Origin of the sequence: Deinococcus seoulensis (assembly GCF_014648115.1) — a bacterium.
GTDB classification, from domain to species: Bacteria; Deinococcota; Deinococci; order Deinococcales; family Deinococcaceae; genus Deinococcus; species Deinococcus seoulensis.
Genome location: NZ_BMQM01000010.1, coordinates 100,582 through 125,664, shown reverse-complemented (window position 1 = coordinate 125,664; position 25,083 = coordinate 100,582). Strand labels below are relative to the sequence as shown.

24 protein-coding genes and 1 tRNA gene are annotated in these 25,083 nt (G+C 70.5%); 12 read left to right on the top strand and 13 right to left on the bottom strand.

The features are described 5' to 3' along the window. Positions 1-416 precede the first annotated feature (416 nt). From IEY70_RS09520 to prmC, 6 genes are all read left to right on the top strand, one after another. Positions 417-1,643 carry a hypothetical protein gene (locus IEY70_RS09520; protein WP_189064772.1) on the top strand — a complete coding sequence of 409 codons (1,227 nt, stop codon included), beginning with the start codon at positions 417-419 and terminating at the stop codon, positions 1,641-1,643. A gap of 89 nt (positions 1,644-1,732) precedes the next feature. Further along, positions 1,733-2,884, top strand: a complete 1,152-nt coding sequence (locus IEY70_RS09515) for a cytochrome P450 (protein ID WP_189064771.1) — start codon at positions 1,733-1,735, stop codon at positions 2,882-2,884. A 117-nt stretch (positions 2,885-3,001) separates the two neighbouring features. Continuing rightward, positions 3,002-4,192 (top strand): DUF418 domain-containing protein, encoded by a 1,191-nt coding sequence (locus tag IEY70_RS09510; protein ID WP_189064770.1) that lies wholly within the window; start codon positions 3,002-3,004, stop codon positions 4,190-4,192. Beyond that, the gene (locus IEY70_RS09505) at positions 4,185-4,676 is read left to right on the top strand and encodes a low molecular weight protein-tyrosine-phosphatase (RefSeq protein ID WP_189064769.1); all 492 of its coding nucleotides are present in this window, start codon (positions 4,185-4,187) and stop codon (positions 4,674-4,676) included. Before IEY70_RS09510 ends, IEY70_RS09505 begins: the two co-directional genes overlap by 8 nt. Before the next feature lie 24 nt (positions 4,677-4,700). After that, the gene (locus IEY70_RS09500; RefSeq protein WP_189064768.1) at positions 4,701-5,282 is read left to right on the top strand and encodes a Jag family protein; all 582 of its coding nucleotides are present in this window, start codon (positions 4,701-4,703) and stop codon (positions 5,280-5,282) included. Between the two features lie 4 nt (positions 5,283-5,286). Further along, positions 5,287-6,129, top strand: a complete 843-nt coding sequence (prmC, locus tag IEY70_RS09495; protein WP_189064767.1) for a peptide chain release factor N(5)-glutamine methyltransferase — start codon at positions 5,287-5,289, stop codon at positions 6,127-6,129. Here the strand turns inward: prmC and IEY70_RS09490 are convergent. The 3 genes from IEY70_RS09490 to IEY70_RS09480 all read right to left on the bottom strand — a co-directional run bounded on the left by IEY70_RS09490 (position 6,126) and on the right by IEY70_RS09480 (position 9,903). Then, a complete protein-coding gene (locus IEY70_RS09490; protein ID WP_189064766.1) occupies positions 6,126-7,514 on the bottom strand; it encodes an MFS transporter in 1,389 nt (462 codons plus the stop codon). The genes prmC and IEY70_RS09490 overlap by 4 nt on opposite strands. After that, positions 7,511-8,440, bottom strand: coding sequence for a polysaccharide deacetylase family protein (locus IEY70_RS09485; RefSeq protein ID WP_189064765.1), 930 nt, complete (start codon positions 8,438-8,440; stop codon positions 7,511-7,513). The genes IEY70_RS09490 and IEY70_RS09485 overlap by 4 nt, the downstream gene beginning before the upstream one ends. A gap of 371 nt (positions 8,441-8,811) precedes the next feature. Continuing rightward, positions 8,812-9,903: an acyl-ACP desaturase gene (locus IEY70_RS09480; protein ID WP_189064764.1), complete on the bottom strand. Its 1,092-nt coding sequence runs from the start codon at positions 9,901-9,903 to the stop codon at positions 8,812-8,814. Positions 9,904-10,182: 279 nt separating this feature from the next. On the opposite strand from IEY70_RS09480, the gene IEY70_RS09475 reads away from it, so the two are divergent. Then, complete coding sequence (locus IEY70_RS09475; RefSeq protein WP_099748479.1) at positions 10,183-10,638, top strand: peroxiredoxin; 456 nt, start codon at positions 10,183-10,185, stop codon at positions 10,636-10,638. After that, entirely contained in the window at positions 10,638-11,627 is a 990-nt protein-coding gene (locus IEY70_RS09470; protein ID WP_189064763.1) for a ParA family protein, read from the top strand. Before IEY70_RS09475 ends, IEY70_RS09470 begins: the two co-directional genes overlap by 1 nt. Before the next feature lie 24 nt (positions 11,628-11,651). Here IEY70_RS09470 and bshB1 read toward each other — a convergent pair whose 3' ends face one another. Further along, on the bottom strand, positions 11,652-12,386 hold the full coding sequence (gene bshB1 / locus IEY70_RS09465) for a bacillithiol biosynthesis deacetylase BshB1 (protein ID WP_189064762.1): 735 nt from the start codon (positions 12,384-12,386) through the stop codon (positions 11,652-11,654). Positions 12,387-12,496: 110 nt separating this feature from the next. Between bshB1 and IEY70_RS09460 the strand changes: the two genes are divergently transcribed. From IEY70_RS09460 to rpoZ, 3 genes are all read left to right on the top strand, one after another. Further along, positions 12,497-12,571: transfer RNA gene (locus IEY70_RS09460), tRNA-Thr, on the top strand. Between the two features lie 111 nt (positions 12,572-12,682). Continuing rightward, the gene (gene gnd / locus IEY70_RS09455) at positions 12,683-14,170 is read left to right on the top strand and encodes a decarboxylating NADP(+)-dependent phosphogluconate dehydrogenase (protein ID WP_189064761.1); all 1,488 of its coding nucleotides are present in this window, start codon (positions 12,683-12,685) and stop codon (positions 14,168-14,170) included. Positions 14,171-14,338: 168 nt separating this feature from the next. After that, on the top strand, positions 14,339-14,638 hold the full coding sequence (gene rpoZ / locus IEY70_RS09450) for a DNA-directed RNA polymerase subunit omega (RefSeq protein WP_189064760.1): 300 nt from the start codon (positions 14,339-14,341) through the stop codon (positions 14,636-14,638). A gap of 96 nt (positions 14,639-14,734) precedes the next feature. On the opposite strand, the gene IEY70_RS09445 is transcribed toward rpoZ, so the two are convergent. The 6 genes from IEY70_RS09445 to IEY70_RS09420 all read right to left on the bottom strand — a co-directional run bounded on the left by IEY70_RS09445 (position 14,735) and on the right by IEY70_RS09420 (position 19,432). Continuing rightward, on the bottom strand, positions 14,735-15,190 hold the full coding sequence (locus tag IEY70_RS09445) for a YbjN domain-containing protein (RefSeq protein ID WP_189064759.1): 456 nt from the start codon (positions 15,188-15,190) through the stop codon (positions 14,735-14,737). 281 nt (positions 15,191-15,471) lie between these two features. Further along, the gene (locus tag IEY70_RS09440) at positions 15,472-16,038 is read right to left on the bottom strand and encodes a peptidylprolyl isomerase (protein ID WP_189064758.1); all 567 of its coding nucleotides are present in this window, start codon (positions 16,036-16,038) and stop codon (positions 15,472-15,474) included. Positions 16,039-16,116: 78 nt separating this feature from the next. Next, complete coding sequence (locus tag IEY70_RS09435; protein ID WP_189064757.1) at positions 16,117-16,851, bottom strand: metallophosphoesterase family protein; 735 nt, start codon at positions 16,849-16,851, stop codon at positions 16,117-16,119. A gap of 73 nt (positions 16,852-16,924) precedes the next feature. Beyond that, the gene (locus tag IEY70_RS09430; RefSeq protein WP_189064756.1) at positions 16,925-17,221 is read right to left on the bottom strand and encodes a hypothetical protein; all 297 of its coding nucleotides are present in this window, start codon (positions 17,219-17,221) and stop codon (positions 16,925-16,927) included. Between the two features lie 59 nt (positions 17,222-17,280). Continuing rightward, complete coding sequence (locus IEY70_RS09425) at positions 17,281-17,769, bottom strand: flavin reductase family protein (protein WP_189064755.1); 489 nt, start codon at positions 17,767-17,769, stop codon at positions 17,281-17,283. A 37-nt stretch (positions 17,770-17,806) separates the two neighbouring features. After that, positions 17,807-19,432 carry a glycoside hydrolase family 10-like protein gene (locus IEY70_RS09420; RefSeq protein ID WP_189064754.1) on the bottom strand — a complete coding sequence of 542 codons (1,626 nt, stop codon included), beginning with the start codon at positions 19,430-19,432 and terminating at the stop codon, positions 17,807-17,809. Between the two features lie 126 nt (positions 19,433-19,558). Here IEY70_RS09420 and IEY70_RS09415 point away from each other — a divergent pair, with 126 nt between their 5' ends. Next, on the top strand, positions 19,559-19,999 hold the full coding sequence (locus IEY70_RS09415; RefSeq protein WP_189064753.1) for a hypothetical protein: 441 nt from the start codon (positions 19,559-19,561) through the stop codon (positions 19,997-19,999). 70 nt (positions 20,000-20,069) lie between these two features. On the opposite strand, the gene dnaX is transcribed toward IEY70_RS09415, so the two are convergent. The 3 genes from dnaX to IEY70_RS09400 all read right to left on the bottom strand — a co-directional run bounded on the left by dnaX (position 20,070) and on the right by IEY70_RS09400 (position 24,997). Then, entirely contained in the window at positions 20,070-22,478 is a 2,409-nt protein-coding gene (gene dnaX / locus IEY70_RS09410; RefSeq protein ID WP_189064752.1) for a DNA polymerase III subunit gamma/tau, read from the bottom strand. Between the two features lie 215 nt (positions 22,479-22,693). Continuing rightward, positions 22,694-24,427, bottom strand: a complete 1,734-nt coding sequence (locus IEY70_RS09405) for an NAD-dependent malic enzyme (protein WP_189064751.1) — start codon at positions 24,425-24,427, stop codon at positions 22,694-22,696. A 144-nt stretch (positions 24,428-24,571) separates the two neighbouring features. Continuing rightward, complete coding sequence (locus IEY70_RS09400) at positions 24,572-24,997, bottom strand: thioesterase family protein (protein ID WP_189064750.1); 426 nt, start codon at positions 24,995-24,997, stop codon at positions 24,572-24,574. Positions 24,998-25,083 lie beyond the last annotated feature (86 nt).

The following is a 25,083-nucleotide window of genomic DNA, read 5'->3' as shown; positions in this document are numbered from 1 at the left end:
TTGACGTCCCGAAGGGACGTCAACAGTACCTCCAGCGCACACCGGCGATGGCGATTGGGCTGACCGATCGCGTTTGGACGCTGCGAGCGTGGCTGTCACGGCCTCAAGGCGTTTCCTGTCGGGCATAGTTCCAGCCAACTACCCCCCGCTCGGATTGAACGGTTTTGGCACACCATTCAATCGGATTCCGTGTCATACAAAGCCCCGCCCAGTGCGGGGTTTTTGCTGTGCCACCCCTGCGACTGCCCGGCGCGTTCATCAGCGTTCAGGGGTCGTTCAGGGGTCGGGAATCAGTATGCAGGCAACAGGAAAGAAGGGGGCAGAGCCATGCACGGATAACGACGGAACAGACCGCGAGCATCCCAGAATCTTCAATCCAAATGTTGAGAGCCCGCCGGGTTCTTAAGGAGAGCGTCATGTCACAAATCGCCCAGGTTTCCCCGCGTTCCCTCGCCCGCCTTTCCCTGGCTGCCCTGGCCATCAGCGCATCCCTGGGTCTGAATCCAGTTTCGGCGCAGCGCACGCCAGCCGGTTCGCTGTCTGCCGCACCCCGCGCGGCGCTGGCGGCGGCGCTGCCTGATCTGCCCGAAAGCCCCACGGCCAGTGAGACGGCCGGGAACCTGAGGGCCGCCGCGCCGAACGCCGCCGAGGCGGAACTGGCGCGCGGCTGCCGGGACAACCTGCTGCGCAACGGCGACGTCAGCGACTTCACGGTGGGCGGCAGTACCAATTTCCCGCCGTCGGTGGTGCCCGGCTGGAGCCCGTCGGTCTACACCCCGCAGGTCGGCCCCACACCTGGTTTCGGCGGTGCCAGGGGGTGGCTGCTGGCCTGGGGGTACGGTCAGGGCGGTGAGTCCTTCCAGCAGAACGTGAACCTGCCCGCCGGCACCTACAGGTTGACGCTGGCGACCCGGCAGCATAACGCCTCCACGAATCCCACGCCCGCCCGGTACCGCGTCGCGTTCCGGAACGGCGCGACCCCCAACCCCTGGGGCACGCCGGGCGCCGCCACGCTCGATTCGGCCCCCATGACGAACGCCACCTGGGCCACGCAGTCCTACACCTTCACGACGACGACCGCCACGAACGTCATGCAGGTGAACACTTTCAACGCCAACTCCACCAGCGCCGTGAGGGGCCGCACGGAGCGGGTGTCGTGGATGGCCTACGACTCCTTCTGCCTCCAGAAGGTCAAGCCGGCGGCGCTGCGGCGCGGCATGACCTGGACGGTGCGCGAGGTCAGGGACCGCCTGGTGAACGTCGGCAATCACTCCGGCACCAACGCCTATGCCGGCGACACCCCGGAAACGGCGGTACTGCCCCTGCTGTGCATCCTCCCGGGCAATCTGCCGGTGCCGGCCGGGATCACCCCGGACTTCTACCACGGCTGGTCAAAGAGTCAGGTGCGCCTGACGACACCGGTGTCCGGATCGGTGATGAATTCACAGATTCTGGCTGACGGCATCTGCGCCACGCAGTTCGGGCAGGGCTGGCGCATGGGCGAATTCCATGACGGCAGCGGTGGGCACTCCTTCTGGGCAGTCGCAGGAGACCCGAGCGTGTTCGCCGCGTTCAAGCTCGGAACCAAGTTCTGGACCTTCATCAATGACCAGAACGCCAACGTCTGGAACTCGGTGCCCTGAAATCCGTTACCGCGCCCGCACCCGGACTAACCCTGCCGGGTGCGGGCGCGGCTTGTGCCGGAGTGCGGTTCCTGACAGCATGCCGGGGCATGCGTGACTTCCGTTTTCTGCCTGAACCGCCGACCCGTCCGGGGAACGGGCACCTTCAGGACTGGGCTCTGTCGCCTCTGCCGCTGATCGAGGAGGGTGCGGCGCGGGCGCGCTCGGCGGGCGTGGATGTGTTCCGGTTGCGGCTGGGCCTTCCGGCGGTGGTGGGGGTGGGCGCGGCGTGGAACCGGGCGGTGCTGACGGACCTGGGCACGTTCCGCAGTGCGGGGAGCCTGTCGCGGATCGTGCCGTACCTGTCGGGTGGGGTGATCCTGTCGGACGCGCCGGGGCACGGGGGGCGGCGCTCGCTGATGAATCCGGGGTTCGGGCGGGGGCACCTGCTGGCGTTGCAGGCGCGGACGCGGGCGGCGTTGCCGGGCGTACTGGACGGGGAGTTCGATGCGCTGGCCTGGGCGGACGGCGCGGTGCTGCATTTGCTGAACGCCGCGTACTTCAGCGGGGAGTTCGACGTGGGGCTGCTGCACGCGTTCCTGGCGCCGCTGCGCCGTCCGTTTCCGGTCCCGGCGATTCCGCGTCCGCTGCTGTTCGCGCGGGTGGACGCCGAGCTGCGCCGCCTCGCGCACGTGCGCCTGACCGGGCGGGGGCATGACGACCTGCTGGCAGTGCTGGCGCCGCTGCCGGGCGGGCTGGAGGAGGCGCGGGTGTCGCTGGCGGCGGCGCACGACACGACCACGCACGCGCTGGCGTACGCGATCTGGTTCCTGGCGCAGCATCCGCAGTGGCACGCGCCCGAGCATCACGCGGCGGTGCTGAAGGAGGTGCTGCGTCTGTTCCCGCCGGGCTGGATGGGCAGCCGCCGCCTGAGCCGCGACCTCGACTGGCACGGGATACGGTTGCCGCGCGGGGCGCTGGCGCTGTACTCGCCGTACCTGAGTGGGCGTGACCCGGCCGTGTGGGACCGCCCCGACGAGTTCGATCCGGGCCGCTGGGCCGCCAGACCCCCCGCGTGGGCGTACCTGCCGTTTGGGGGCGGCGAGCGGCTGTGCCTGGGCATGCACCTCGCGCAGATGCTGATTCACGACACGCTGGGGGCGCTGCCCCCCCTGCGGGCCGTGTGGGGCGACCCCACGCCGCTGCCGGGCCTGACGCTCGGGCCGCGCGGGCCGTTGGTCGTTCAGGCACAGCCTGCATAGCCTTGATCCCGGCTGCATACCACGCTATAGTGTTCGACATCACCGCCCTCCGGGGCGGTTTTTTATGGCCGTGCAGGCTCGCCGGACGCCGGCCGGGCCGCCTGCTAGCCTGCGGGCATGACCGATCCCGCGCCGTCTGCCGATCCCGCTGCCGCGCCGCTGCCGCCCGACGCCACTGTGCCGCAGGGGCCGCAGCGGGGGCCGGTGCAGGACCGCTCGCCGCTGCCGGACGTGCTGCGCGGCCTGAGCCTGCTGGGCATCCTGGTCGTGAACATGCAGGACTTCGCGGGATTTCTGGAGTGGCGGCAATCGGGCCTGGACCGCGCGGCGCAGGTGGTCACGGACGTGCTGGCGAACGGGCGGTTCATCTCGATCTTCGCGATGCTGTTCGGGTGGGGCGCGGCGGGCCTGCTGGCACGGCACGGGGCGGGCGTGTTCCTGCGGCGGCACGCGGCGCTGCTGCTGCTCGGCGCGGCGCACTTCGTGCTGGTGTGGCATGGGGACATCATCAGTCTGTACGCGCTGGTGGGGCTGGGCATGCTGGCGACCGTGCGGATGAACACCCGCACGCTGCTGGTCATGGCGGGCGTGCTGGGCACCTGGTACCTGGGCCTGGACCTGCTGTCGGCCCTGGCCAGCCGGGGCGAGGCGGGCACGCGCTGGTCGGGCCTGCCGGACCTGGGCGGCACCTACGCGGGGAACGTGGCGGCCCGCGCGGCCGAGTTCTCGCCGGAACTGCTGGGCAGCGCGCTGTTCAACGGGCCGTGGCTGCTGGCGCTGTTCTGCCTGGGCGCGGCGGCGCAGCGGTCGGGGTTGCTGCTGCGCCCGCACGAGCACACGCGCACGCTGCGCGGACTGGCGGTGGGTGGGCTGGGGCTGGGGTTGCCGCTGGGGGCGCTGCTGGCGTACCTGAACACCCGCCCGGAGTACGCGGCGGGCGCGCTGGCCCTGCCGGTCCGGATGGGGGGCGGGCTGGCGTCCGCGCTGGGGTACGTGGGCGTGATCGGGCTGCTGGCCGCGCGGGGGCGGCTGGGGTGGCTGCGGCCCCTGGCGGCCAGTGGACGCACCGCCATGAGCAACTACCTGACGCAGAGCCTGCTGATGACCGCTTTGTTCTACCCGTACGCGGGCGCGCAGTTCGGACGGTGGGGCGCGGCGGCCGGGCTGGCCCTGTCGCTGACCGTGGGGCTGGCGCAGGTGCCGCTGAGCGCGTGGTGGCTGGCCCGCTTCGGGCAGGGGCCGCTGGAAGGGCTGGTGCGGCGGGTGGTGTACGGCCCGCGCGTCCGGCAGAATCGGGCGCATGACTGATACCGGAAAACCGCTGCGGGTGCTGGCGTTGTGCCTGGGGAACATCTGCCGCAGTCCGGTGGCCGAGGCGCTGCTGCGGCGCGAACTGGCGGCGGCGGGCGTAACAGCCGTGGTGAGCAGCGCCGGAACCGGTGACTGGCACGTGGGCCGCCCCGCCGACCCGCGCAGCCGGGAGGTGGCGGCACGGCACGGCCTGCCCCTGGAGGGCCGGGCGCGGCAGCTGTCGGCGGCAGATTTCTACGAGCAGGACGTGATCCTGGCGATGGACGCCTCGAACCTCGCGGACGCGCGCCGCCTGAGCCCGCCGAACGCGGAGGCGCGTGTGCAACTGATGCGGGACTTCGATCCGCTCGCGCCGGGCGTGGACGTACCGGACCCCTACTACGGCGGTCAGGACGGATTCGAGGAGATGTACCGCCTGCTGGAACGCAGCGCCCGCACCTTCGCGGCCCGCGTGGCGGGGCAGTCCGTGGGAAATTCGTGAGGGGGCCGCGCTAGACTGCGGGGTATGGATAACCGCACGAACCTCGACGATTACCTCGCGGGGCTGGGCATCAGCGACGCCGACGAGAGCGAGCTGCCACCGCCCGCTCCGGACGCCGCCCTGAGCGCCGCGCCTGCGCCCGAGACGCCCGAGGACCCGAGGGCCGCCCTGGAAGCCTTCCTGCGCGGCCTGCTGACCCGCATCGACCCGGACCTGCAGGTGAGCGTCACGCAGGCCGACGACGCCCTGGAAGCCGAGATCACCGGCGAGAACGCCGCGAAACTCGCCGGGCGGGACGGCCGCACACTGGGCGCCATCGAGGTCCTGGCGTACACCGTGCTGGCCAAGCAGGAGGGCCGCGGGAACCTGCGCGTGCGGGTGGACATCGGCGGGTACCGCAAACGGCAGGCCGAGGCGCTGTCCAGGCTGGCCGAGCGGCTGGCCGTGCAGGTCGCCAAGAGCGGCGAGCCGCACGAGTTGCAGCCCATGCCCGCCTCTGAGCGGCGCGTGATTCACATCACCCTGAAAGAACACCCGGACGTGATGAGCGAGTCCATCGGGGAGGGCAACGCCCGGCGACTGATCATCAAACCCCGCCACGGGTAAGGGCGTGCAGCTGCGTGACCTGTTACGGCAGGGCGCGGCGCGGCTGGGCAGCGCGGGCGTTCCCTCCCCGGAGGTGGACGCCCGCGAACTGCTGCTGAGCGCGCTGCACCTGACGCCCACGGCGCTGCTGACCCGCGCGCACGAACCGGTCGGCGCGGACGGTCAGGCGCGTTACGCGGCGCTGCTGGACCGCCGCGCGGCGCGCGAGCCGCTGCAACACATTCTGGGTGAGGTCGAGTGGGGCGGCGTGCGGCTCCGCAGCGACCCGCGCGCCCTGGTGCCCCGCCCGGAAACCGAGTGGCTGCTGCACCTGCTGCTGCCGGGCGTGCAGTCCAGGCCCCGGCCGCGCGTGCTGGACGTGGGCACCGGCACGGGCGCACTGGCGCTGGGCATGAAGGCCGCCTGCCCCGGCGCGGCCGTAACCGCCACGGACCTCAGCCCAGGCGCGCTGGCCCTGGCGCGCGAGAACGCCACCCTGAACGGCCTGGACGTCACGTGGGTGCAGGCGGACCTGCTGGCGGGCGTGACCGGCCCGTTCGACCTGATCGTCAGCAACCCCCCGTACCTGCCGGACGGGGACCGCGCGCACGCCGACCCGGAAGTGCAGCGCGACCCGGACATGGCGCTGTACTCCGGCCCGGACGGCCTGACCCTGGCCCGGAGGCTGGCCGCACAGGCCCCGGCCGCACTGGCAGCGGGCGGGGAGCTGTGGCTGGAACTCGACCCGCGCAACGCCGCCACGCTGGCAGACGAACTGCGCGCAGACGGCTGGGACGCCCAACTGCACGCCGACCTGACCGGCCGCGAACGCTTCGTGCAGGCGCGTCGGGCCGGGGGGCCGGGCTAGCCTGCGCCCTGGGCGGCCTGCTCGGTTCGTTTGCGGTTCAGGGCGGCGCGCACGGCGTTCAGGCGTTCGCCGTGCAGCGGGTACAGGACCAGCAACGCCACGGCGATCAGCGCGCCCGCGATGGGCGGGCCGGTCATGAAGAAGCGGAAGCCCCCGGCGACCGCGTCGGGTTGCGTGGTCAGGGTGGGGTCGTAGCCGCTGGCGCGCGTGACCGCTCCGAAGGCCTGCGCGGTCAGGGCGGCGCTCAGGGTGGTGATGAAGCCGGACATGCCGTAGTACAGGCCCTCGCGGCGCTCGCCGGTGCGGATTTCGTCCTCGTCGATCACGTCGCCCAGGATCACGTCGCCCATCAGGATCATGCCGGAGAGCGCCACGCCGAACAGCACGGTCGAGGCGAGCGCGCCGGTCAGCGTGTTCACCAGCGCCAGCGGGATCAGCGCGGCGGCCCCCAGCGCGAAGGCCAGCAGCAGCGTGCCGCGTGCGCCCAGGCGGGGGGTCACGTAGGTCCGCCAGGGCCACAGGGCCGCGCCGGCCGTGACGAACGCGGAGGCCAGCAGCAGGGTGGTGGCGGCGCCGCCCGGTTCGCCCAGGCTGTAGCGCACGTAGAAGCCCATGCCGGTCGCCAGCGTGCCCGTGCAGAAGAAGCGCATGGTCTGCGCGGCCACGACGGTCAGGAACGCCGGGTTGCGGAACGTGACGCGCGCCGCCCGGAAGAACCCCAGTCCTGGCGCGGCGGTGCCCGGACGCTCGAACAGGCTGCCCAGCCCGGCCAGGATCGCGGCGGCGGCCAGCACGGCGAACAGGGCCGCCATGACGCCCCAGCCGAGCAGTCCGGCCAGCAGGGGCGGCAGCGCCAGCCCGATCAGCAGTCCGGCGACCTGCACGGCGTTCATGCGCCACGCGACGTCCGTGCGTTCCTGGAAGGTGCGGAACATCTCGGGCAGCAGCGACAGGTAGCCGGTGCCGACGGCGGTGTTGAAGGTCTCCCAGAGTGTCCAGACGACCACGAAGTACACCAGCAGCGCGGCGGGGCTGCTGACGCCGTCGAACGGTGCCGAGAACAGCAGCGCGAACAGGATCAGGCCCGGCAGGAACCCGAAGCGCACGAACGGAATGCGGCGGCCCCAGCGTGAGCGGGTCCGGTCGCTCAGGAACCCGATGACCGGGTTGTTCGCGGCGTTGTACACGGCGAAGCAGGTCAGGGCGGTCGCGGCCCAGGCGGGGTCCATGCGGCGGTCGTCCACGTAGTACAGCAGCAGGAAACTGCCGGTCTGCACCGGGATGGTCAGCCCGAAGTTCATGACCGCGTACCGCCAGCGCTGCGCGGAGGTCGTGTCGGGCAGCAGTTCGGGAGGTGGGGCGGCAGGGGCGGCAGCCGGAATCATGGCAACGCCGCGCCCAGCAGCGGCCGCAGCGCGCGGTAGGAGGTGACCTTCACGCCGCTGCGTTCGATCACGCCGGGCAGGCGCGGGTCCATGAACGCCGCGTGGTTCGCCACCCGGCCCTGCCAGTCGCTGGCGATGGCGCGCAGTTCCGGCGTGTCCCGCGCGGGGTGCAGGATGAAGTGCGTCAGGCCCGGCGGGAGGCTGCCGAGCAGGTCCTCGATCAGGGGCACCTGATCCCCGCCCGAGTGCAGCGGCAGCATCACGAGGTGATCCACCAGCGGCAGCCCCCGGGCCTCCAGCGCCTGCGTGAACTGCGCCGCCTGCGCCGCGTCCCGCGCGTCCAGCCCGTGCGAGCGCCACCCGGCACTGTCCAGGCGCGGGAACATCGGGACGGCGCCGTGCCGCAGCGCCAGGTCGATGCAGTCCGGCAGGAACAGGGGATGCGCGACGGCGCCCATGTGGGCGTCCACGTGCGAGACCTCGATGCCCAGGTCCAGCGCCCGCCGGATCTGCGCGTCCATCTCGGCGCGCACGGCTGCCGGAACGCCGTGCAGGCGGGCCGCCTCGACGGTCGCGTGCAGCTGCCCCTGCGCGTCCAGCAGGCCGGTGGCCGGGTCGCGGGTACTCAGGGCCGACCAGCGGTACTCGCTCCACTCGCTCGTCAGGGTCAGGTGCACGCCCAGGTCCGCGTCCGGGAATTCACGCGCCACCCCGGCGGCGGCCGCCGCCCACGCGCAGGTCGTCATGACCGACGCCGACGACAGCGTGCCCGCCCCGAACAGGTCCAGGCAGGCACTCACGGTCGCCTGACACATGCCCAGGTCGTCCGCGTGCAAGATCACCACGCGGTCGTCCGGCGCGTACCCCAGCGCGGCCAGCGCCGGGTTCGGGGGTGAGGTCGGCGCGGGTGGAGTCGGTGTGGTCATTCGCGGGCTCCTTGTCGGGCAGAGGGACTCGGGGAGGGTGGAGGCTCGGGGAAGGTGGGGGCCTGGACCGCAGGACAGAACCGCAGGAAGTCATGGAACGCAGGTGGAACAGAGGGAACACGGCCAGCATGCCACGCCCCGCACCCCCCTGCCCACCCGCGCGGCCTGAACAGCACAACAGAAGCCCGCCACACGCACAGGGCGCAGGCGGGCTTCCATCTTCAGGCGGGCTGTGTTCATATGGATTCCGTTTGTTTCGTTGACAACCCGGAACAGTACCGGGTTGCCAACTCCACGTCCGGAACCCGTTTCTCTCCTACTCGCTCCGCTCGGATTGAACGGCTTTATGAGCCATTCAATCGGAGTCCGTATCAGTCGTCGGCGGCGGGGGCGGGCGCGGGTTTCTCCGGGTTCTCGATGAATTCGGTCGGGTCGTACAGGTCGAAGCCGATTTCCTTCTCGTAGTCCTGGATTTTCACGTGCAGGCGTTTCACGTCGCCTTCCACGGCGCCGTAGTCGAAGGTGTCCCAGATGGCGGTCGTCTTGAAGTTCCCGCCGTCGAAGTCCGGGACCTCGCGGGTCTTGCGGATGCCTTCTTCCAGGGCCTTACGGCTCTCGATGCCCATGTTGCGGAACGCGACCTGCATCACGTCACGCTGGAAGTCGCGGGGGCCGTAGATGCCGGCGCGGTACACCGTCTCGTAGAAGTGCTCCCAGTTGGGTACCAGGGTCGCGGCGGGCATGCTGAACTGCCCGATGACGTTCTTGATGGCGTTCAGGGTGCGTTCCGGGTAGTAGTACAGGTACATGCGCACGCCTTCCAGGAAGAAGTTGTAGTGCGCGGCCTCGTCCACGGCGATGGTCTGCGCGACCTTCGCGAGGACCGGGTCGCTCACGCCTTTCAGGTGCGGTTTCTCGCTCTTGCCCTGCGCGATCTTCATCATGTTCAGGTAGTTCAGCTGCGTGGCGCGCTCCTGGAACACGGTGTACACGAGGTTGTGAATGGCGTCCGGGAACGGCAGTTCCCAGGTCTGGGATTTCAGGCGGTCCTTGTATTCCTCGATCCACTTGGGGCTGCGCTGGCCGCTGAACAGCACGGCGTTCTCCCAGGCGTCCGCGTGTTTTTCCTCCTCGCTGCCCCAGCGCATCTGGAAGTGCGAGCGGCCGTGGCTGCGGCGCACGAGGTGAATCAGGTTGCTGGTGAAGTCCGGCGCGTACTGCTCGACCGCGAAGAACCCCTCGAGGACCGTGATCAGTTCCCTGGGGAGGTTCTGGTTCAGGGCGCGCCAGTCGAAGGAGCGGTCCGGGTTCCAGTTGCGGGTTTCCTGACTGCGGGCGGTGTACCAGCGGTACAGGCCCAGGAATCCGCGTTCGATCAGTCGGTCCTTCTCGGCATTGCTCAGCAGGCCTGCGGGGGTGCGCGGGCGGTCATTCAGCATGTTGGGGGGCATTACGTCAGCCATTGGGAATTCCTCCTCGGGGCCGTCCCGGCTGGGGTGCGGGCGGGCGTGAACGGTGCAGACGCCGGGGACGGTACCCACCCAGCGTAATCCCACCGCCCGCGCGAACCCGTGAACCGGGACGCAGTTCAAAGGTGCCGCTCAAGGGTGCAGCGCAGGCGGGGCCAGCCGGGCGGGCCGGGACAACGCCGGGCACGCAGGCCGGACAACACCGGGCACGCAGGCCGGACAACTGCCGGAACTCAGGCGGCCCACGGGGGCGCGGCCCGCTACACTGCGGGCATGAGCCTTGTGGGACAGCCTGCGCCGGACTTCACCCTGCCCGCCTCGACCGGCGAGCAGATCACCCTGAGCAGTTACCGCGGTCACAGCGCCGTGGTGCTGGTGTTCTACCCGCTGGATTTCAGTCCCGTGTGCTCCATGCAGCTGCCGGAGTACTCGGGCCGCCAGGATGATTTCGCGGACGCCGGGGCGGTCGTGCTGGGCGTGAACCGCGACTCCGTGCACGCGCACAAGGCCTGGGCGGCCGAGTACGGCATCGAGGTGCCGCTGCTGGCCGACATGAAACTCGACGTGGCCCGCTCGTACGGCGTGGCCATCGACGACCGGGGCATCAGCGGCCGGGCGGTGTTCCTGATCGACCGCTCCGGCGTGATCCGCTACCAGCACGTCGAGGAGAAGACCGGGGATTACACCGTGCGGCCCGAGGCCGTGCTGGCCAAGATCCGCGAACTCTGATGGCCCCGGTCGTCCTGAGTTTCATCAACCTCAAGGGCGGCGTGGCGAAAACCACGGCGACCGTGCAACTGGCCGACACGCTGGCGTTCATGAAGCAGAAACGCGTGCTGGTCATCGACCTGGACCCGCAGACGAACGCCACCCTGGCCCTGATCGGCGAGGAACGCTGGGAGAAAGCCGACGAGGCGGGCCAGACGCTCGCGCAGCTGTTCCTGGACCTGCTGCGCGGCGACGGCACCTTCACGTTCGACGCCACGCGCGCCATCGTGCGCGGCGCCAGCAACCTCAACCGCGTGCCGCCCGAGGTGATGGACCAGCTGCCCGAAGGCACCCGTTACGGCCGCGTGGACCTGCTGCCCTCCTCCATCCGCCTGATCGACGTGCAGGACCGCATGCAGGACATCGCGGGCCGCACGTACTACTCGACCGGCCCGATGGAAGTCGTGAAGAAGTTCGTCGCGCCGCACTTCGACGCGTACGACTACGTGCTGATCGACTGCCCGCCCAACCTGGGCTTCGTCACGCAGAACGGCCTGGAAATCAGCGACCACTACCTGATCCCCACCATCCCGGACCGCCTGAGCACCTACGGCATCCCGCAGATCGCCGGGCGCATCGCCGAGATCCGCCGCGCCCGCAACCTGCGCCTGAGCTGCCTGGGCGTCCTGATCACCAAGTACCAGAGCCAGAGCAGCCAGCACCGCCAGGGCCTGCAACGCCTCCCCGAGGACCTGAAACGCGCCTTCACCGGCACCGGCGAGAGCACCCCCCCGATCCTGACGACCGTACTCCCCCAGACGAACGCCAGCGCCGAGGCCATGACCTTCGAACGCAAACCCGGCAACTACCGCGAGAAGTACGGCGGCGGCGTGGTCGCCGGGCAGGGCGCGTACAAGTACGGCCTGGACCTCGCCGACGAGATCGAGGACCTGCTCGCCAGCCGCCCACACCCCGCCCTCCCCTACCAGGACTGGCCGCCGCAGGACTGAGCGGCAGGCGCAGGCCAGGGCGACCTACAGCGCCAGTGGGTCCACCAGCAGCGCCGAGTCCGCCTCGAAGGCCTCGGCGTAGCGCACGCGCGCCAGGGTGCCCCAGTACGTCAGGCGGGCGCGGCGGCGCTCCACGATCTCCGGCGTGACCGTCTCCGAGATGGCCGCCCCCGAGAACTGACTCTCGTGCGCCAGGATCGCGGCCGCCCAGGTGTCCTGCACGGCCTCCACGTCGACCAGCACGTTCGGGGTGATGTCCGCGTTCCCCTGGTACAGCAGCACCCGCCCCACCCGGTGCGGGTCGCCCGGCAGGTCCGCCTTCGCCAGTTGCGCCAGATGCACGGCCCGCTTGGTCAGGTGGTACGTCCCGAAATGATCCGGGTGCCGGTCATGGTGGTGCGGAACGACCAGCACGCGGGGCCGCACCGCGCGCAGCACCGACGCCAGCGCGTGCGCGCCGCCCAGCGTGTCGCGCAGTTCGCCGTCCGGGAGGCCCAGTTGCCCGCGCCATGTGAGGCCCATGATGGCCGCCGCGCGGGCGCACTCGGCCACGCGCACGTCCGGCGTGCCCTGCGTGCCCCGCTCGCCCCGCGACAGTTCCAGGATGCCCACCGCGCGCCCCGCGCGGGCCAGCCGGATCAGCGTGCCGCCCGCACCGATCTCCGCGTCGTCCGGGTGCGGCGCCAGGCACAGCCAGTCCAGCGGCCCTGCCACGCCATGAATCGTCTCGAACGCCTCCGGAGTCCCTGCGGTTGCCATGCCCGCCAGCATAGAGCCCCCACCGAGGTCCGCACCCGGCGCCTTGACACTCCCCGGCGCACTCCATATACTTTTTGAGCTTCCGTCGGAAGTGTCCCAACCTGTATCCCGCCAGTGTAGCTCAGGGGTAGAGCAACTGATTCGTAATCAGTAGGTCGTCGGTTCAAATCCGACCTCTGGCCCCAAGGAAGGCCCCGCCGTGTGCGGGGTTTTTTCGTGTTCTGGGGTGCTGGTGGGCGGGCTATTGTGTTGACAGGCTCTCTGGCCTGCTTGGTGTGCGGTGTACGCTTATTCGCATGACGAATGACGCAGTGGCAGGCGGTGGGCAGGGTCCAGTGGCGGATATCGGTGTGATCGGGCTGGCGGTGATGGGTGAGAACCTGATTCTGAACATGGCGAGCCGGGGGTTCACGGTCGCGGCGTTCAACCGGACGGTCAGTAAGGTGACGGCGTTCACGGGGGGCCGCGCGGCCGGGAAGTCCATCGTGGGGGCGGGGTCGCTGGAGGAACTGGTGGGGCAACTGAAGGCTCCGCGTAAGGTGATGCTGATGGTGAAGGCGGGCGCGGCGGTCGATGAGTTCATCGGGCACCTGCGGCCCCTGCTGAGCCCCGGTGACATCATCATCGACGGGGGGAACAGTCACCCGGCGGATTCGACGCGCCGCACGCGGGAACTCGCGGCGGACGAGCTGCTGTTCGTGGGGACGGGCGTGTCGGGTGGTGAGGAGGGCGCGCTGACCGGCCCGAGCATCATGCCGGGCGGGAACCCGGAGGCGTGGGAGGCGGTCAGGCCGATCTTCCAGAGCATCGCGGCGAAGGTCGGGGACGGCACGCCCTGCTGCGACTGGGTGGGGCCGGAGGGCGCGGGGCACTTCGTGAAGATGGTGCATAACGGCATCGAGTACGCCGACATGCAGATGATTGCCGAGGCGTACCAGTTGCTGCGTGACGGTGCGGGCCTGAGCGCCCCGGAGGCCGGTGAGGTGTTCGCCCGCTGGAACGAGGGCGAACTGGACAGTTACCTGATCGAGATCACGGCCGACATTCTCGCCAAGACGGACGACCTGACCGGGCAACCGCTGGTGGACGTGATCCTGGACGCCGCCGGGCAGAAAGGGACGGGCAAGTGGACGTCGGTGGCGGCGCTGGATGCCGGAAGTCCGGCCGCGACGATCACGGAGGCCGTGTACGCCCGCGCCATGAGCGCCCTGAAGGCCGAGCGTGTGGCGGCCAGCCGCGTGCTGAGCGGCCCGACCTTCGCCGCGCCCGCCGACCGGGAGGCGTTCATCGAGGGTGTGCGGCAGGCGCTGTACGCCAGCAAGATCGCCGCGTACGCGCAGGGTTTCCAGCTGCTGCAACTGAGTGCGCGGGACGCCGGGTGGACGCTGGATTACGGCCGGATCGCGCAGATGTGGCGCGGCGGGTGCATCATCCGCGCGGCGTTCCTGGACCGCATCAAGGAGGCGTTCGACGCGCAGCCGGACCTGCCGAACCTGCTGCTGGCCCCGTACTTCCGGGACGCCGTGCAGGGCGCGCAGACGGCGTGGCGCGGGACGGTCGCGGCGGCCGTGGTGGGCGGCGTGCCCGTCCCGGCGTTCAGCAGCGCCCTGGCGTACTACGACGGGTACCGCGCCGAGCGGCTGCCCGCGAACCTGCTTCAGGCGCAGCGTGATTACTTCGGCGCGCACACGTACGAACGCACGGACCGTGAGCGCGGCGAGTTCTTCCACACCAACTGGACCGGGCGGGGCGGCGACACGGCCAGCAGCACGTACAACGCCTGATCAGGGGGGCTCCCGGCGGCGGGTGGCGTGAGCGGCGCCAGCGGCCCGCGCCGGGGGCATTGTGGGGCGGGCGCTTGGTGTGTCGGCCCCCGCTGGGCTACAGTGGGGGGCTGACGGAACACCCACCCGCCCCACGCGGAACGGCAGTGTTTCAGGGAGGTTGCGAGAATGGCGGAAAAAGACATCGACAAGCTGCTGTCCATGACGGACAGCAAGTACCGACTGAGTGTGGTCACGGCCAAGCGCGCCCTGCAGTTGCGTTCCGGCGCGCCGAGCGTGCTGCCGGTCGAGCAGCGCGTGCGGTACCGGAACCTGGTCACGCAGGCCATGCGGGAACTGGCGACCGGGAAACTCACGGTCGGCACGAACCTGATCGACGAGCCGCGCTTCCAGCAGGATTACGTGCGGCAGCGTCAGGCGCAGCTTCAGGCTCAGCTGAACGCCGAACGCGAACGCGAACGCGACTGATCAGGCAGTTCCCTGAACGGAGGTGTCAGCTATCGTCTGACGCCTCCGTTCTCTGTCGGGGCACAGTGCTCTGTCGGGGTGCGGACGGTGTCCGGGTCACTCTGACAGGAAGTCCTTGAAGTCACCCAGAATGAACTCCCACCACTCGAAGGAGTCGTGCAGGTTCTCCGCGCTGACGCCGTTACGCAGGTTCACCCACATGCTCAGTGCCACGTTCCCCTTGCTGTTCAGGGAGGCGGTACCCACCATTTTCGTGCGGTTCCAGGTGTTCATCTGCGCCAGTGTGTTGTCACTGGTGGGTTCCCAGGTCGCCTCGAGCTGGATGCTGTTGCAGTTCCGGTTGTCCTTGTAGCCCGCGAAATTGATGTAGTACGTCACGTCGTCGATGCGGCCCTTGATACCGGGGTCGCCGTTCGACAGGTTATCGAACGAGGCCGTTCCGAAGTCACGGGCGACCGACAGGATCACGTCGGGAACGGTGGCGTCCACGAGGGTGACGGCAAGGGCGGGCGTACTCATCATCAGGGCGAGGGCAGTCGTGCGTAGGAGCATGGTTGACAGTCTCCCGGTCGTGCAGGCGGCTCTGTCTGAGCACCTGCGCAGCAGCGTACGCCGCCGGGGGAACACTTACGGGAACACCTGATCCGGAGTCCGTATGATCCGGCCGGTGCAGGGGCGGGGTCTGTCAACGAGGGACGGGTGCCGACAAGACGAACGGCGTCCGTATGCGCCTTCCCTGCCGGAGGGCCGCTGCTGCCCGCACGGGCAGGGGGCCGGGGCAGCGGCCATGTGCGCTGCCCCGGCCCCCTGCGACCGGTGGGTTGACTTCTGGCTTACTTCTCGACGAGGTACGCGGTTTCGATCACGTCGGGCGTGCCGCGCATGCCGGGCTCGATGCGGGTCAGGCGGTCGAGGACGTCGAGGCCTTCGACGACGCGGCCGAAGACGGTGTGGCGGCCGTCGAGGTGGGGGGTGTCGGTAAAGGTGATGAAGAACTGGCTGCCGTTGGTGTTCGGGCCACGGTTGGCCATGCTCAGGACGCCCTTGCCCTGGTGGCGGTGCTGGTTGGGTTCGTCCTCGAAGTCGTAGCCGGGGCCGCCCGCGCCGGTGCCGGTGGGGTCGCCGGCCTGCGCCATGAAGCCGTTGATGACGCGGTGGAACTTGATGCCGTCGTAGTAGTGGTGGCGCAGCAGGTACGCGAAGGAGTTCACGGTGACGGGCGCGTCGTCGGCGTGCAGTTCGACGACCATGCGGCCCTTGCTGGTTTCCAGCACGGCGCGGTAGCTCTTGCCGGGTTCGATGCCGTCACCGAGTTCCGGGGCGGCCCTGAAGCTGGTCTGGCGCTCGGCGCTGAGTTCGGGGCTGGGCGTGAAACCGTCTGCCTGGTAAAGGTCGCTCATGAGGCACAGTCTACAGAACCCGCGTGAACGGGGACGCAGAGAACAGCCAAGGGAACGGGCCGCCCCGCGCTCCGGCCGTTACTCGCCGGTGCGGGCGCGGCGTTTCTGGTACGCGCCGGTCAGGAGTTCGGCTATGTACTCGCGGGTGAACGGCATGTCGCTGGCCTCGGCGGCGCTGATCTCCTCGTCGCGGTCGTAGGTGAGGCGCACGAAGGTCGCGGTGTGGTTGGGACTGTGCGGATCGAATTCCAGGATCAGGTAGCACGGCAGCGTGGAATCCAGCGGGTTGCCCACGCTGCCGCAGTTGATCAGCGGGCGGCCCTCCACGTCCAGCAGCAGGGCCTCGTGCATGTCGGCGTACACCAGCGCGTCGGCGTGCCGGGTCAGGCCGTGCTGCGCGTTGGGCGCGAACGCCTCAAGCTGGTCGTGCAGGCTGCTGTGCGGGTACAGCCGGTGAAACAGGCCCCGGCTGCTGGCATGCACGAAACGCCACCACGCACCCCCGAACTGTTCCTCGATGCCGTAGGGCAGTTCGCCCAGGTACGTGAGTTGCGCGGGTGTCAGGCGGCTGCGCGGCCAGAGGTCCTGGGGGCGGTGGGTGGCGCCGGCCACGCGGGCGTCCCAGTTGCCCTGAATGACGCGCGTGGCGTGCGCCTGCGCCCAGTCGAGCACTTCGCGGGGGCGGGGGCCCTTGCCGACCAGGTCGCCCAGAATCCAGATGTCGGTCAGACCGCGCCGCTGAAGGTCCGCGTGAACCGCGAGCGTGGCCGCCAGGTTGGCGTGCAGGTCCGCGAGAATGGCGAGGCGAATCATAATCCGGAGTGTAGCCCACCCCCCCGCGCCGCCCGGACGCACCCGCCCCGGCCACCTTCACCTGACAGGCCAGTCAGCTGGGCAGCGTGGGCGTCAGGGCGCGGACCATGGCCCAGGTGATCAGGGCCGCCGTGACCAGCCCGGCCAGCACGAACCACGCCGGCGCGCCGCCCCGGCCGCCGGGCACGCGGGCCGCGCCAGCGTGATTCGCGGCGCCCCACGCGATCCGCAGGTTCACGAGGGCCAGGACCAGCAGCGCGGCGTCCAGCGCGTCCATCCATCCGCCGCCCACTGCCAGCGGGTACGACAGCAGGGGCGTCAGGCCGACCAGCACCAGCGCGATCAACAGTTGCAGCGCGTAAGGAGGCACGCTGCCAGTATGCACGGCACGCGCGGCCCAGTCTGCACGGCCCGTGCAGGCGCGGGAACTTACCCCAGCTCGTGGTACTGGCCGCGGAAGTACACCAGCGGGTCGTCGTCGGTGTAGCGGCTGTACTCCACGAAACCCACGAACAGCGTGTGGTCGCCCGCCGGGATGACCTGCTGCTTGCGGCACACCAGTTGCGCGATGCTGCCGCCGATCAGGGGCAGGCCCTCGTGCTCGAACCACGGCACGCGTTCCTCGGGGCCGGGCTTCCCGGCGAAGTGGTCACTCAGGTGCCGCTGCGTGGCCGACAGGACGTTCACGCCGAAATGCGTGACCGCCTCGCCGGACAGCAGTTCGTGCATGTGCGCGCGGGTGTCCACGCTGACCAGAATCAGCGGCGGGGTCAGGCTGACCGACACGAACGCGCTGGCGGTCATGCCCCGGCGCGTCTGGCCGTCCGTGGCGGTGATGACCGTGACGCCGCTCGCAAAGCGGCCCAGGGTCTGACGGAATTCCGTGGCGTTCAGTCCGGCGGGAGGGGTGTCACTCATGCGGCGAGTGTACCCGCCCCGCCGCCCCCGGCGGGCTTCAGCGTCTGACAGGCAGGGCCGGCACGACCGGCGTGTCGCGCACCAGCAGGTCCGGCAGGCGCACCACGCCCCGCTCGGGAATGGTGTCCGCCCAGCGTTGACCGCTGACGCGGATCTCGGTCTTCCCGGCAGGCAGCGCCGCGAACCCGTAGTACCCCAGGACGTCCGTCACGCTCTCGGCCACCACCTGTCCCTGCTGGATGGCCTGCACGGTCCGGCGGCCCGGCGTGGCGGTGCCCGTCACGCGGCCCAGCAGCCCGCGCACGGTGGGCGGCGCGTCCGTCCAGGCCAGCGGGCGGGCCAGCGGCATGCCGGGTGCGCCCAGGACGTTCATGACGGACTTCAGGCCCTGCGCGGCCGTCTCGCGCTGCCCGTACACCCCGGCGGTCGGCGTGCGGTACGAGTACCCCACCCAGCCCATCCCGGTCTGCACGGCGCGGCGGGCCTGCGCGGCCGTGATATCCGGCGTGTTCAGGTACATGGCCGTCCCGGCGGCCAGCGCGGCCCGCGCGCCGTCCGGGCGGTCCCGGACCGACAGGGCGAACGCGTTCCAGCCGTCGAACCAGTCGGCCTGCGGGGCGACCGTGTCGCGCTTGTAGTTCATCAGGACGTTCAGGTCGATCAGGCCGCTCTGCATCCAGGCGGGCCAGTCCTGAAGCACGTCACCGTACGTGCGGGTGCGCGTGAAGGCGTTCAGGTCGCCGGGGCGGGGTGCCGTCTGGTACGTGATGGTCGCCGCGCTGATCCATGCGTCGGGCCGCAGCGCCTTGACCTCCAGCGTGATGCGCCGCACGAGGTTCGTGACCTGCTCGCGTTTCCAGGCGGCCCACTGCGGGTCGTTCGTGGCGGGCGTCCCGGCGCGGCCCGTCTCGGCGCGGTAGCGGGCCAGGGTCTTCGGGTCGTAGCCCCACACGCCCCCGTCCGGGTAGCGGATGCGGTCCAGTTGCACGCCGTCCACCGGGTAGTTGCGGACCAGACTGACGACCGCCTCGGCCATGTACTCGGCCGCGCCGGGAATTCCGGCGTCCAGCCACGTGTCGCGGCCCTCCTGCCAGGTGCCGTCCGGGCGGCGCGCCACCCAGGACGCCGCGCCCGCCTGCGCGCCGTGCCCGCGCAGCACGTGCGCCGGATTGGTGTTCGGCGCGGCCGTGTTGCCCACGCCGGTCACGCTGACCCACGCGATCACGCGCATGCCGCGCGCGTGCGCCAGCGTGGTGATGACCTCCAGCGGATCGAAGTTCTTCTCGAGGTCGGCGTCCGTCACGGTGGGCACGCTGGCCTTCAGGCACAGGCAGTCGGCGCGGCGGATGGCCTGCACGAACAGCGTGTTCACGCCCATGCGCTGCGCGTCCGCGACGGTCTGCGTGACCTGCGCCCGCGTCTTCAGGCCCGGCCCGAACGCGTCGATCCACAGCCCGCGCAGGTTCGCGCCCGGATCGGGGGCCGGCGCGGGCTTCTGCGCGGCCGCGTCCGGCACGGCGGGCGCCGCAGGAGCAACCGGAGCAGCGGATGTAGGGGCAGCAGTTGCAGGGGTGGGGGTGGGGGCCGTGGCCTGAACGCCCCCCAGGGCCAGGGTGCAGGTCAGGATCAGGGGCGCGGCGCGGCGCAGCAGAGGAGGCGTCATAGTCGTGCCGGGCAGGCTAGCGCACCCACCCGCCGGGCAGATGAACACCCGCACTCACTCGCGCAGGCGGGCAGGCCGGTCGCATGTTACGCTCGACTGGCACCACAACCAACCGGAGGAAACACCATGAACAGACTTGCCCTGCTGGCCCTCGTCGGTACCATCGCCCTCGCCTCCTGCAATCAGGCACCTGATGTATCCGGTAAAAGCGTCACCAAGAGCTTCACGGACATGAAACTTGCCGGGTACACCGCTCCCTCCGGCACCGCCGTGTTCGTGGACCTGACCGGCGGAGACCGCCGCACCACGCTGACCGTCAAGGGCCTGAAAGCCAACACGGACTACCTGGCGCATTACCACGCAATGGGCACGGCCAGCACCACGGACGCCTGCAAATCGAACGGGGCGGTCGTGGGCGGCATGATCGGCATGACGACCAAGAGCAACGCCAGCGGCGATCTGGTCCTCAAGGGCTTCCAGCTGACGGCCGACCTGAAGGACGCGAAGTACATCAACGTGCACGAAGCCAGTGCCCTGGCGAACGTGCCGGTCTGCGCGCCCCTCTGATCCGTTCCCACTGACAGCAGGCCGCCCCGTTCAGCGTGGGCGGCCTGTCTGCGTCTGGTGTGGGCGGAGGTTACACGTCGCTGTCGTCTACGTCCTCGGTGTCATCGTCGCCGGGGGTCACGACGGGCGGCACGTTGCGGTTCTTGCCGATCTCGCGCACGCGCCCGCCGAAGCGGCTGCGGATGTCCTCGTACATGGGGTGCGCGCGGATGTCACCCGGACGGGACGGCGCGGGCGCGGCAGAAAGTGGGGCGGCCGCCGGGACGGGTTCGGGGCGGGGCGCGGGCCGGGGGGCCTGGGCGGGCGGACCTTCCTGCACGGGCGTCAGGGGGCCGCTGTCGTCGTAGGGGCCGCCCAGGGCGTTCCAGTCGGGTTCCTCGGTGATGGGTTCCACGATGTACAGTTCACGGCTCGGGGCGGGCGGCAGGCGGTCGCCGCCCTGCGCGCCTGCGGGAGCGGGGGGCGGCGCGGCCACGTGCCCGGCCGCAGGTTCGAAGGGTTCCGTCCCGAAGGGGTCGTCACCGCCGAACGGATCGTGCGGCAGGGGCGCGGGGGCCACGTCGTCCGGGCTGCGCGGCCCGTGACGTTCCGGGCGGGGCGGCAGGGTCGCCACCAGCGCCGGGCTGGGCGCTGCGGCAGCCCCGGCCTGCTCCGCGACCTGCTGGACGGCAGACTGGACTGCGCTGGCCTGCGCCGGGCCGGACTGCGCCGGACTGGCCTGCGCTGGGCCGGACGGGGCCGCGCGGCGCGGCGCGGCACGCACCGGGTCGAAGGGCGCGATCTCCGGAGCGCTGGCCTGCGCCGGGCGGGCGTCGGCCGGGCGGGCGTCAGTGGAGCGGGTTGCCGGTGCAGGCGACTGCACGGCCACCTGCGGCGCGGCTGCCTGCTGGGCTGCGACCTGCTGGGCTGGAGCGGCCGGGGCGGGCGCGCCGCCCCCGTCGCCGCCCGGCCCGCCCAGTTTCACGCGGCGGCCACCTTCCGGGGCGATCAGTTCGAAGGTGACCGGCCCGAACACCTTCAGGACGATCCGGCCGATCTCGTCGAATTTCGCGGCGACCTGCTTGGCATGGAAGGCGCTGCGCTCGTCGTACGACAGGCTCACGTAACCGGGTTCGGCGTGCTGCCGGGCGGGTTTCAGGAAGGCGCGCAGCTGCATGCTGGCCTGCCGAAGTACGTCCGGCCAGCTGCCCCCGGTCGGCGGCGCGCTGACCTCGTCGGCCTGCGCGGCGGCGCGGGCGGGCGCGCGCCGTGCACCGGGATCGAAATCCGCGACCGGCGCACTCACGACCGGCCCCCCGGTCGGCGCGGCCGGACGGGCACGCAGGCTGGCCAGTTCCCGCTCCAGGCGGTCCAGGCGTTGCGTCAGTTCGGCCGTGGCGGCCGGAGCGGCGACGCTGCCCGTGCGCGGACTGCCCTGACTGCCCGCACCCTGACTGCTGGCGGGACCGTCGGCGGCCAGCAGCGCGTGCGTCAGGGCCAGTTCCAGGCTCTGCCCGTCGGCGGCGCGGGCGAACCGGGCCTCCTGTTCGTCCAGGGCGCCCTGAAGGCGCAGCAGGCGCGGCACGTCCGCTCCTTCCAGGCGGCCCTCGCTGCTCAGGCCCAGTTCGGCGTGCAGGGCCGCACCGAGTGCCGCCACGAGCCCCTCGACGACCGTGCGGGCCGCGAACCCGTCACGGTACAGCGCCGCCACGCCGCTGAGGGCCGCGCCCGCGTCACCCGTGACCAGCGCGGCGGCCACACCCCGCACCCGCTCGCCCGGCGGGAGGCCCAGCGCGTCCTCCACGCCGGCGCGGGTGATGGCGGTCCCGGCGGCCAGCATGCGCTCCAGCAGGCTCTCACCGTCGCGCATGGCGCCGTCGGCCAGTCGGCCGATCAGGTGCAGGGCGTCACTCTCGGCGCGCACGCCTTCGCGCTGCACCAGTCCGGCGAGTTTCCCGGCGATCTCCTCGGGCGTCAGGCGGCGGAACCGGTAATGCTGGCAGCGCGAGAGGATGGTCGGGATGATCTTCTCGGGTTCGGTGGTCGCCAGGATGAAGATCACGTGACTGGGTGGCTCTTCGAGCGTTTTCAGGAGGGCGTTGAAGGCCGCGCGGCTCATCATGTGCGCCTCGTCGAGGATGTAGATCTTCTTACCGCCGTGCATGGCGGCCAGACCGACCTTCTCGCGCAGGTCGCGCACGTCGTCCACGGAGTTGTTGCTGGCCGCGTCGATCTCCATGACGTCCGGGTGCGACCCGGCGCGCACGCTCAGGCACGATTCGCACTCACCGCAGGGCTTGGGCAGCGGTCCGGTGCAGTTGGCGGTCATGGCGATCAGGCGGGCCGTGGTGGTCTTCCCCACCCCGCGCGGCCCGCTGAACAGGTACGCGTGCCCCACCCGCCCCTGCGAGAGCGCAGCTTTCAGGACGTCCTTGACGTGCTCCTGCCCGACCACGTCCTCCCAGCGCACCGGCCGGGCGCGCTGGTAGATGGCGCTCACAGGCACCCTCCGGCGGCGCGGAGGCGAGGCCCGAACGCTGAACCACACGGCCTGCCGCCGCTCAACCCGACCCCACCACTGCACACACGCCGCTTCACCTCAGCATTCTAGAGCCCAGGCGGGAAGCGGCGCAGTGACGGGAGAAGGAGTTGATGGTTGATGGTCGAAGGTTGATGGAGGGAAGGCCGTTTCCATCACCCATCGACTTTCAACCATCACCCTTTGCGCAGCGGCAGGTACCGTGGCACCCAGGCGCGGTCGCGGATCAGGGTTTCGAGCTGGTCGGGGGTCATGCCGCGGATGCGGCGTTCGGCGCACACGCCGTCGCGGATGGCCTGCAACGCGACGTTCACGGCGACCTTGATGCTCAGTTCGCGCAGGTCGCTGATGGGCGGGTACACGCGCTCGCCGTATGCCTGCGTAAATTCGGCGAGGGTGCGGGCGGCTTCCATGACCATGTTGTCCGTGATTTCACGGGCGCGGCTGGCGACCGCTCCGAAGCCCAGTCCGGGGAAGATGAAGGCGTTGTTGCCCTGCCCGACCGGGTAGCGTTTCCCGTCGTATTCCACGTCGGGGAAGGGGCTGCCGGACGCGATGATCGCGCCGCCGCGCGTCCAGTGGATCAGGTCGGCGGGGCGCGCCTCGACGTGGCTGCTGGGGTTGCTGAGCGGGAACACGATGGGCCGTGGCGTGAAGTCCAGCATGGCCTGCACGCTCTCCTGCCGGAACAGGCCGGGCACGCCCGTGAAGCCCAGCAGCGCGGTCGCGCGGGCGTTCACGATCACGTCGTGCATGCTGGGGTACTCGCCGTCGAACACCCAGCCGCTCAGATCTTCGGGGCGGCGCGCGAAGCTCAGCTGCTGCTCTTCGAGGTCCGGCTGGCCGTGCATCAGCAGGCCGTGGCGGTCCACGACGAGCACGCGGGCGTTCGCCTGCTCGGCGCTCAGGCCGTCGGCCTGAAGGCCGTGGCGGATGGCCATGGCCACACCGATCCCGGCGGCACCGGCACCTGCCACCACGAACACCTGTTCGCTCAGGCGTTCGCCCTTGAGGCGCGCGGCGCTGATCAGCCCGGCGAGCGCCATGGCGCCCGTGCCCTGAATGTCGTCGTTGAAGCTGGGCACCACCCGGCGGTAGCGTTCCAGCACCCGGAACGCCGTGCCGCGGCTGAAATCCTCCCACTGAATGATCGCCTTCGGGTAGCGGGCCGTGACGGCCTCCACGAACGCGTCGAGGAACTCGTCGTACGCGGCGCCGGTCAGGCGGCGGTGGTGCACGCCGAGGTACAGCGGGTCGTCGATCAGGTCCTGGCGGTTGGTGCCGACGTCCAGTTCGACCGGCAGGGTCTTGTCGGGGCCGACGCCCCCGGCGGCGGTGTACAGCGACAGTTTCCCGATACTGATCGCCATGCCCCCGAAGCCCTGGTCGCCGATGCCCAGGATGGCGCTGGAGTCAGTGGCGACGATCATGCGCACATCGTTCACGGTGACGTTCTCCAGCATGTCCTCCACGCGGTCGATGTCGCCGGTGCTGACCGTGAACCCGCGCGGGTAGCGGTAGTTGCTGGAGTAGTTCCGGACCGCCTCGCCCACGGTGGGCGTGTAGATGATGGGCAGCATCTCCTCGAGGTGGTCTTCGAGGATCGCGTAGAACAGCACCTCGTTGCGGTCCTGCAGGGCGCGCAGGTACTCGTGTTTTTCCAGGTCGGAGCTGCACTTGAGGTAGCGCAGGTACGTGCGTTCCTTCTGCTCCTCGAAGGTGCTGGTGTGCGGCGGCACGAGGCCCTCCAGGCCCAGTTCCCGGCGTTCCTCGGGCGTGAAGGCCGTGGTCTTGTTCAGCAGGGGGTTTTGCAGCAGCGCCAGGCCCGTCACGTGCACGTCGATGAAGCGTTGCCCCTGCGGGTCGCGTTTCACGTCGTAGTAACGGGAGACAGGAAGATTCTTCGGCATGACGTCCCAGCATAGCCGCCGGGCGTTGTACCCGGTCCAGTCACGCCGCGCACACACTGCACGCAGCCGCCCAGACAGGCGCGCAGTGTGTTCAGCCCGTGAACAGAAAGGGGCGGCGGGGAACACCTGGCGGGAGGCGGTGGGTCAAGGCCTCCCGGTACGCTCCGCCCAGCGTGCCCGGAGCGTGTCGAAGTTCGCGTCGATGCGCGCCTGCGGCAGCACCATCTGGGTGGTCGTGCCGCGCCCGATCTCGTCGCCGAGTTCGTTCACGGCGACCATGCTGGCGCTCACGCGGCGTCCCTCCTGCCGCTCGAAGGTGGCGGTCACGGTGACGCGCATGCCGGGCAGCGCGGACGCGGTGTGCGTCACGTCCAGTTGCGTGCCGATGCCGCCCTCGCCGTCTTCCAGGAAGTCCAGGATGATCAGGCGCCCGGCCTCCTCGAAGTGCCGGGCCATCCAGTACGTGGCGTACACGGGGTGCAGGCGGCCCAGTTGCTCGAAGTTCACGGTCATGTCGTCCGTGACGGTCACGGTCAGCGTGCGGGTCAGTCCGGCGGGAATGGGGTGCATGCCCGCAGGCTAAGCGAACGTGCGGGTCGGGTGGGCGGGTCGGGCGTTCGGGTCGGGCGTGCCGGTGCGCTGCATGGATACTCTCT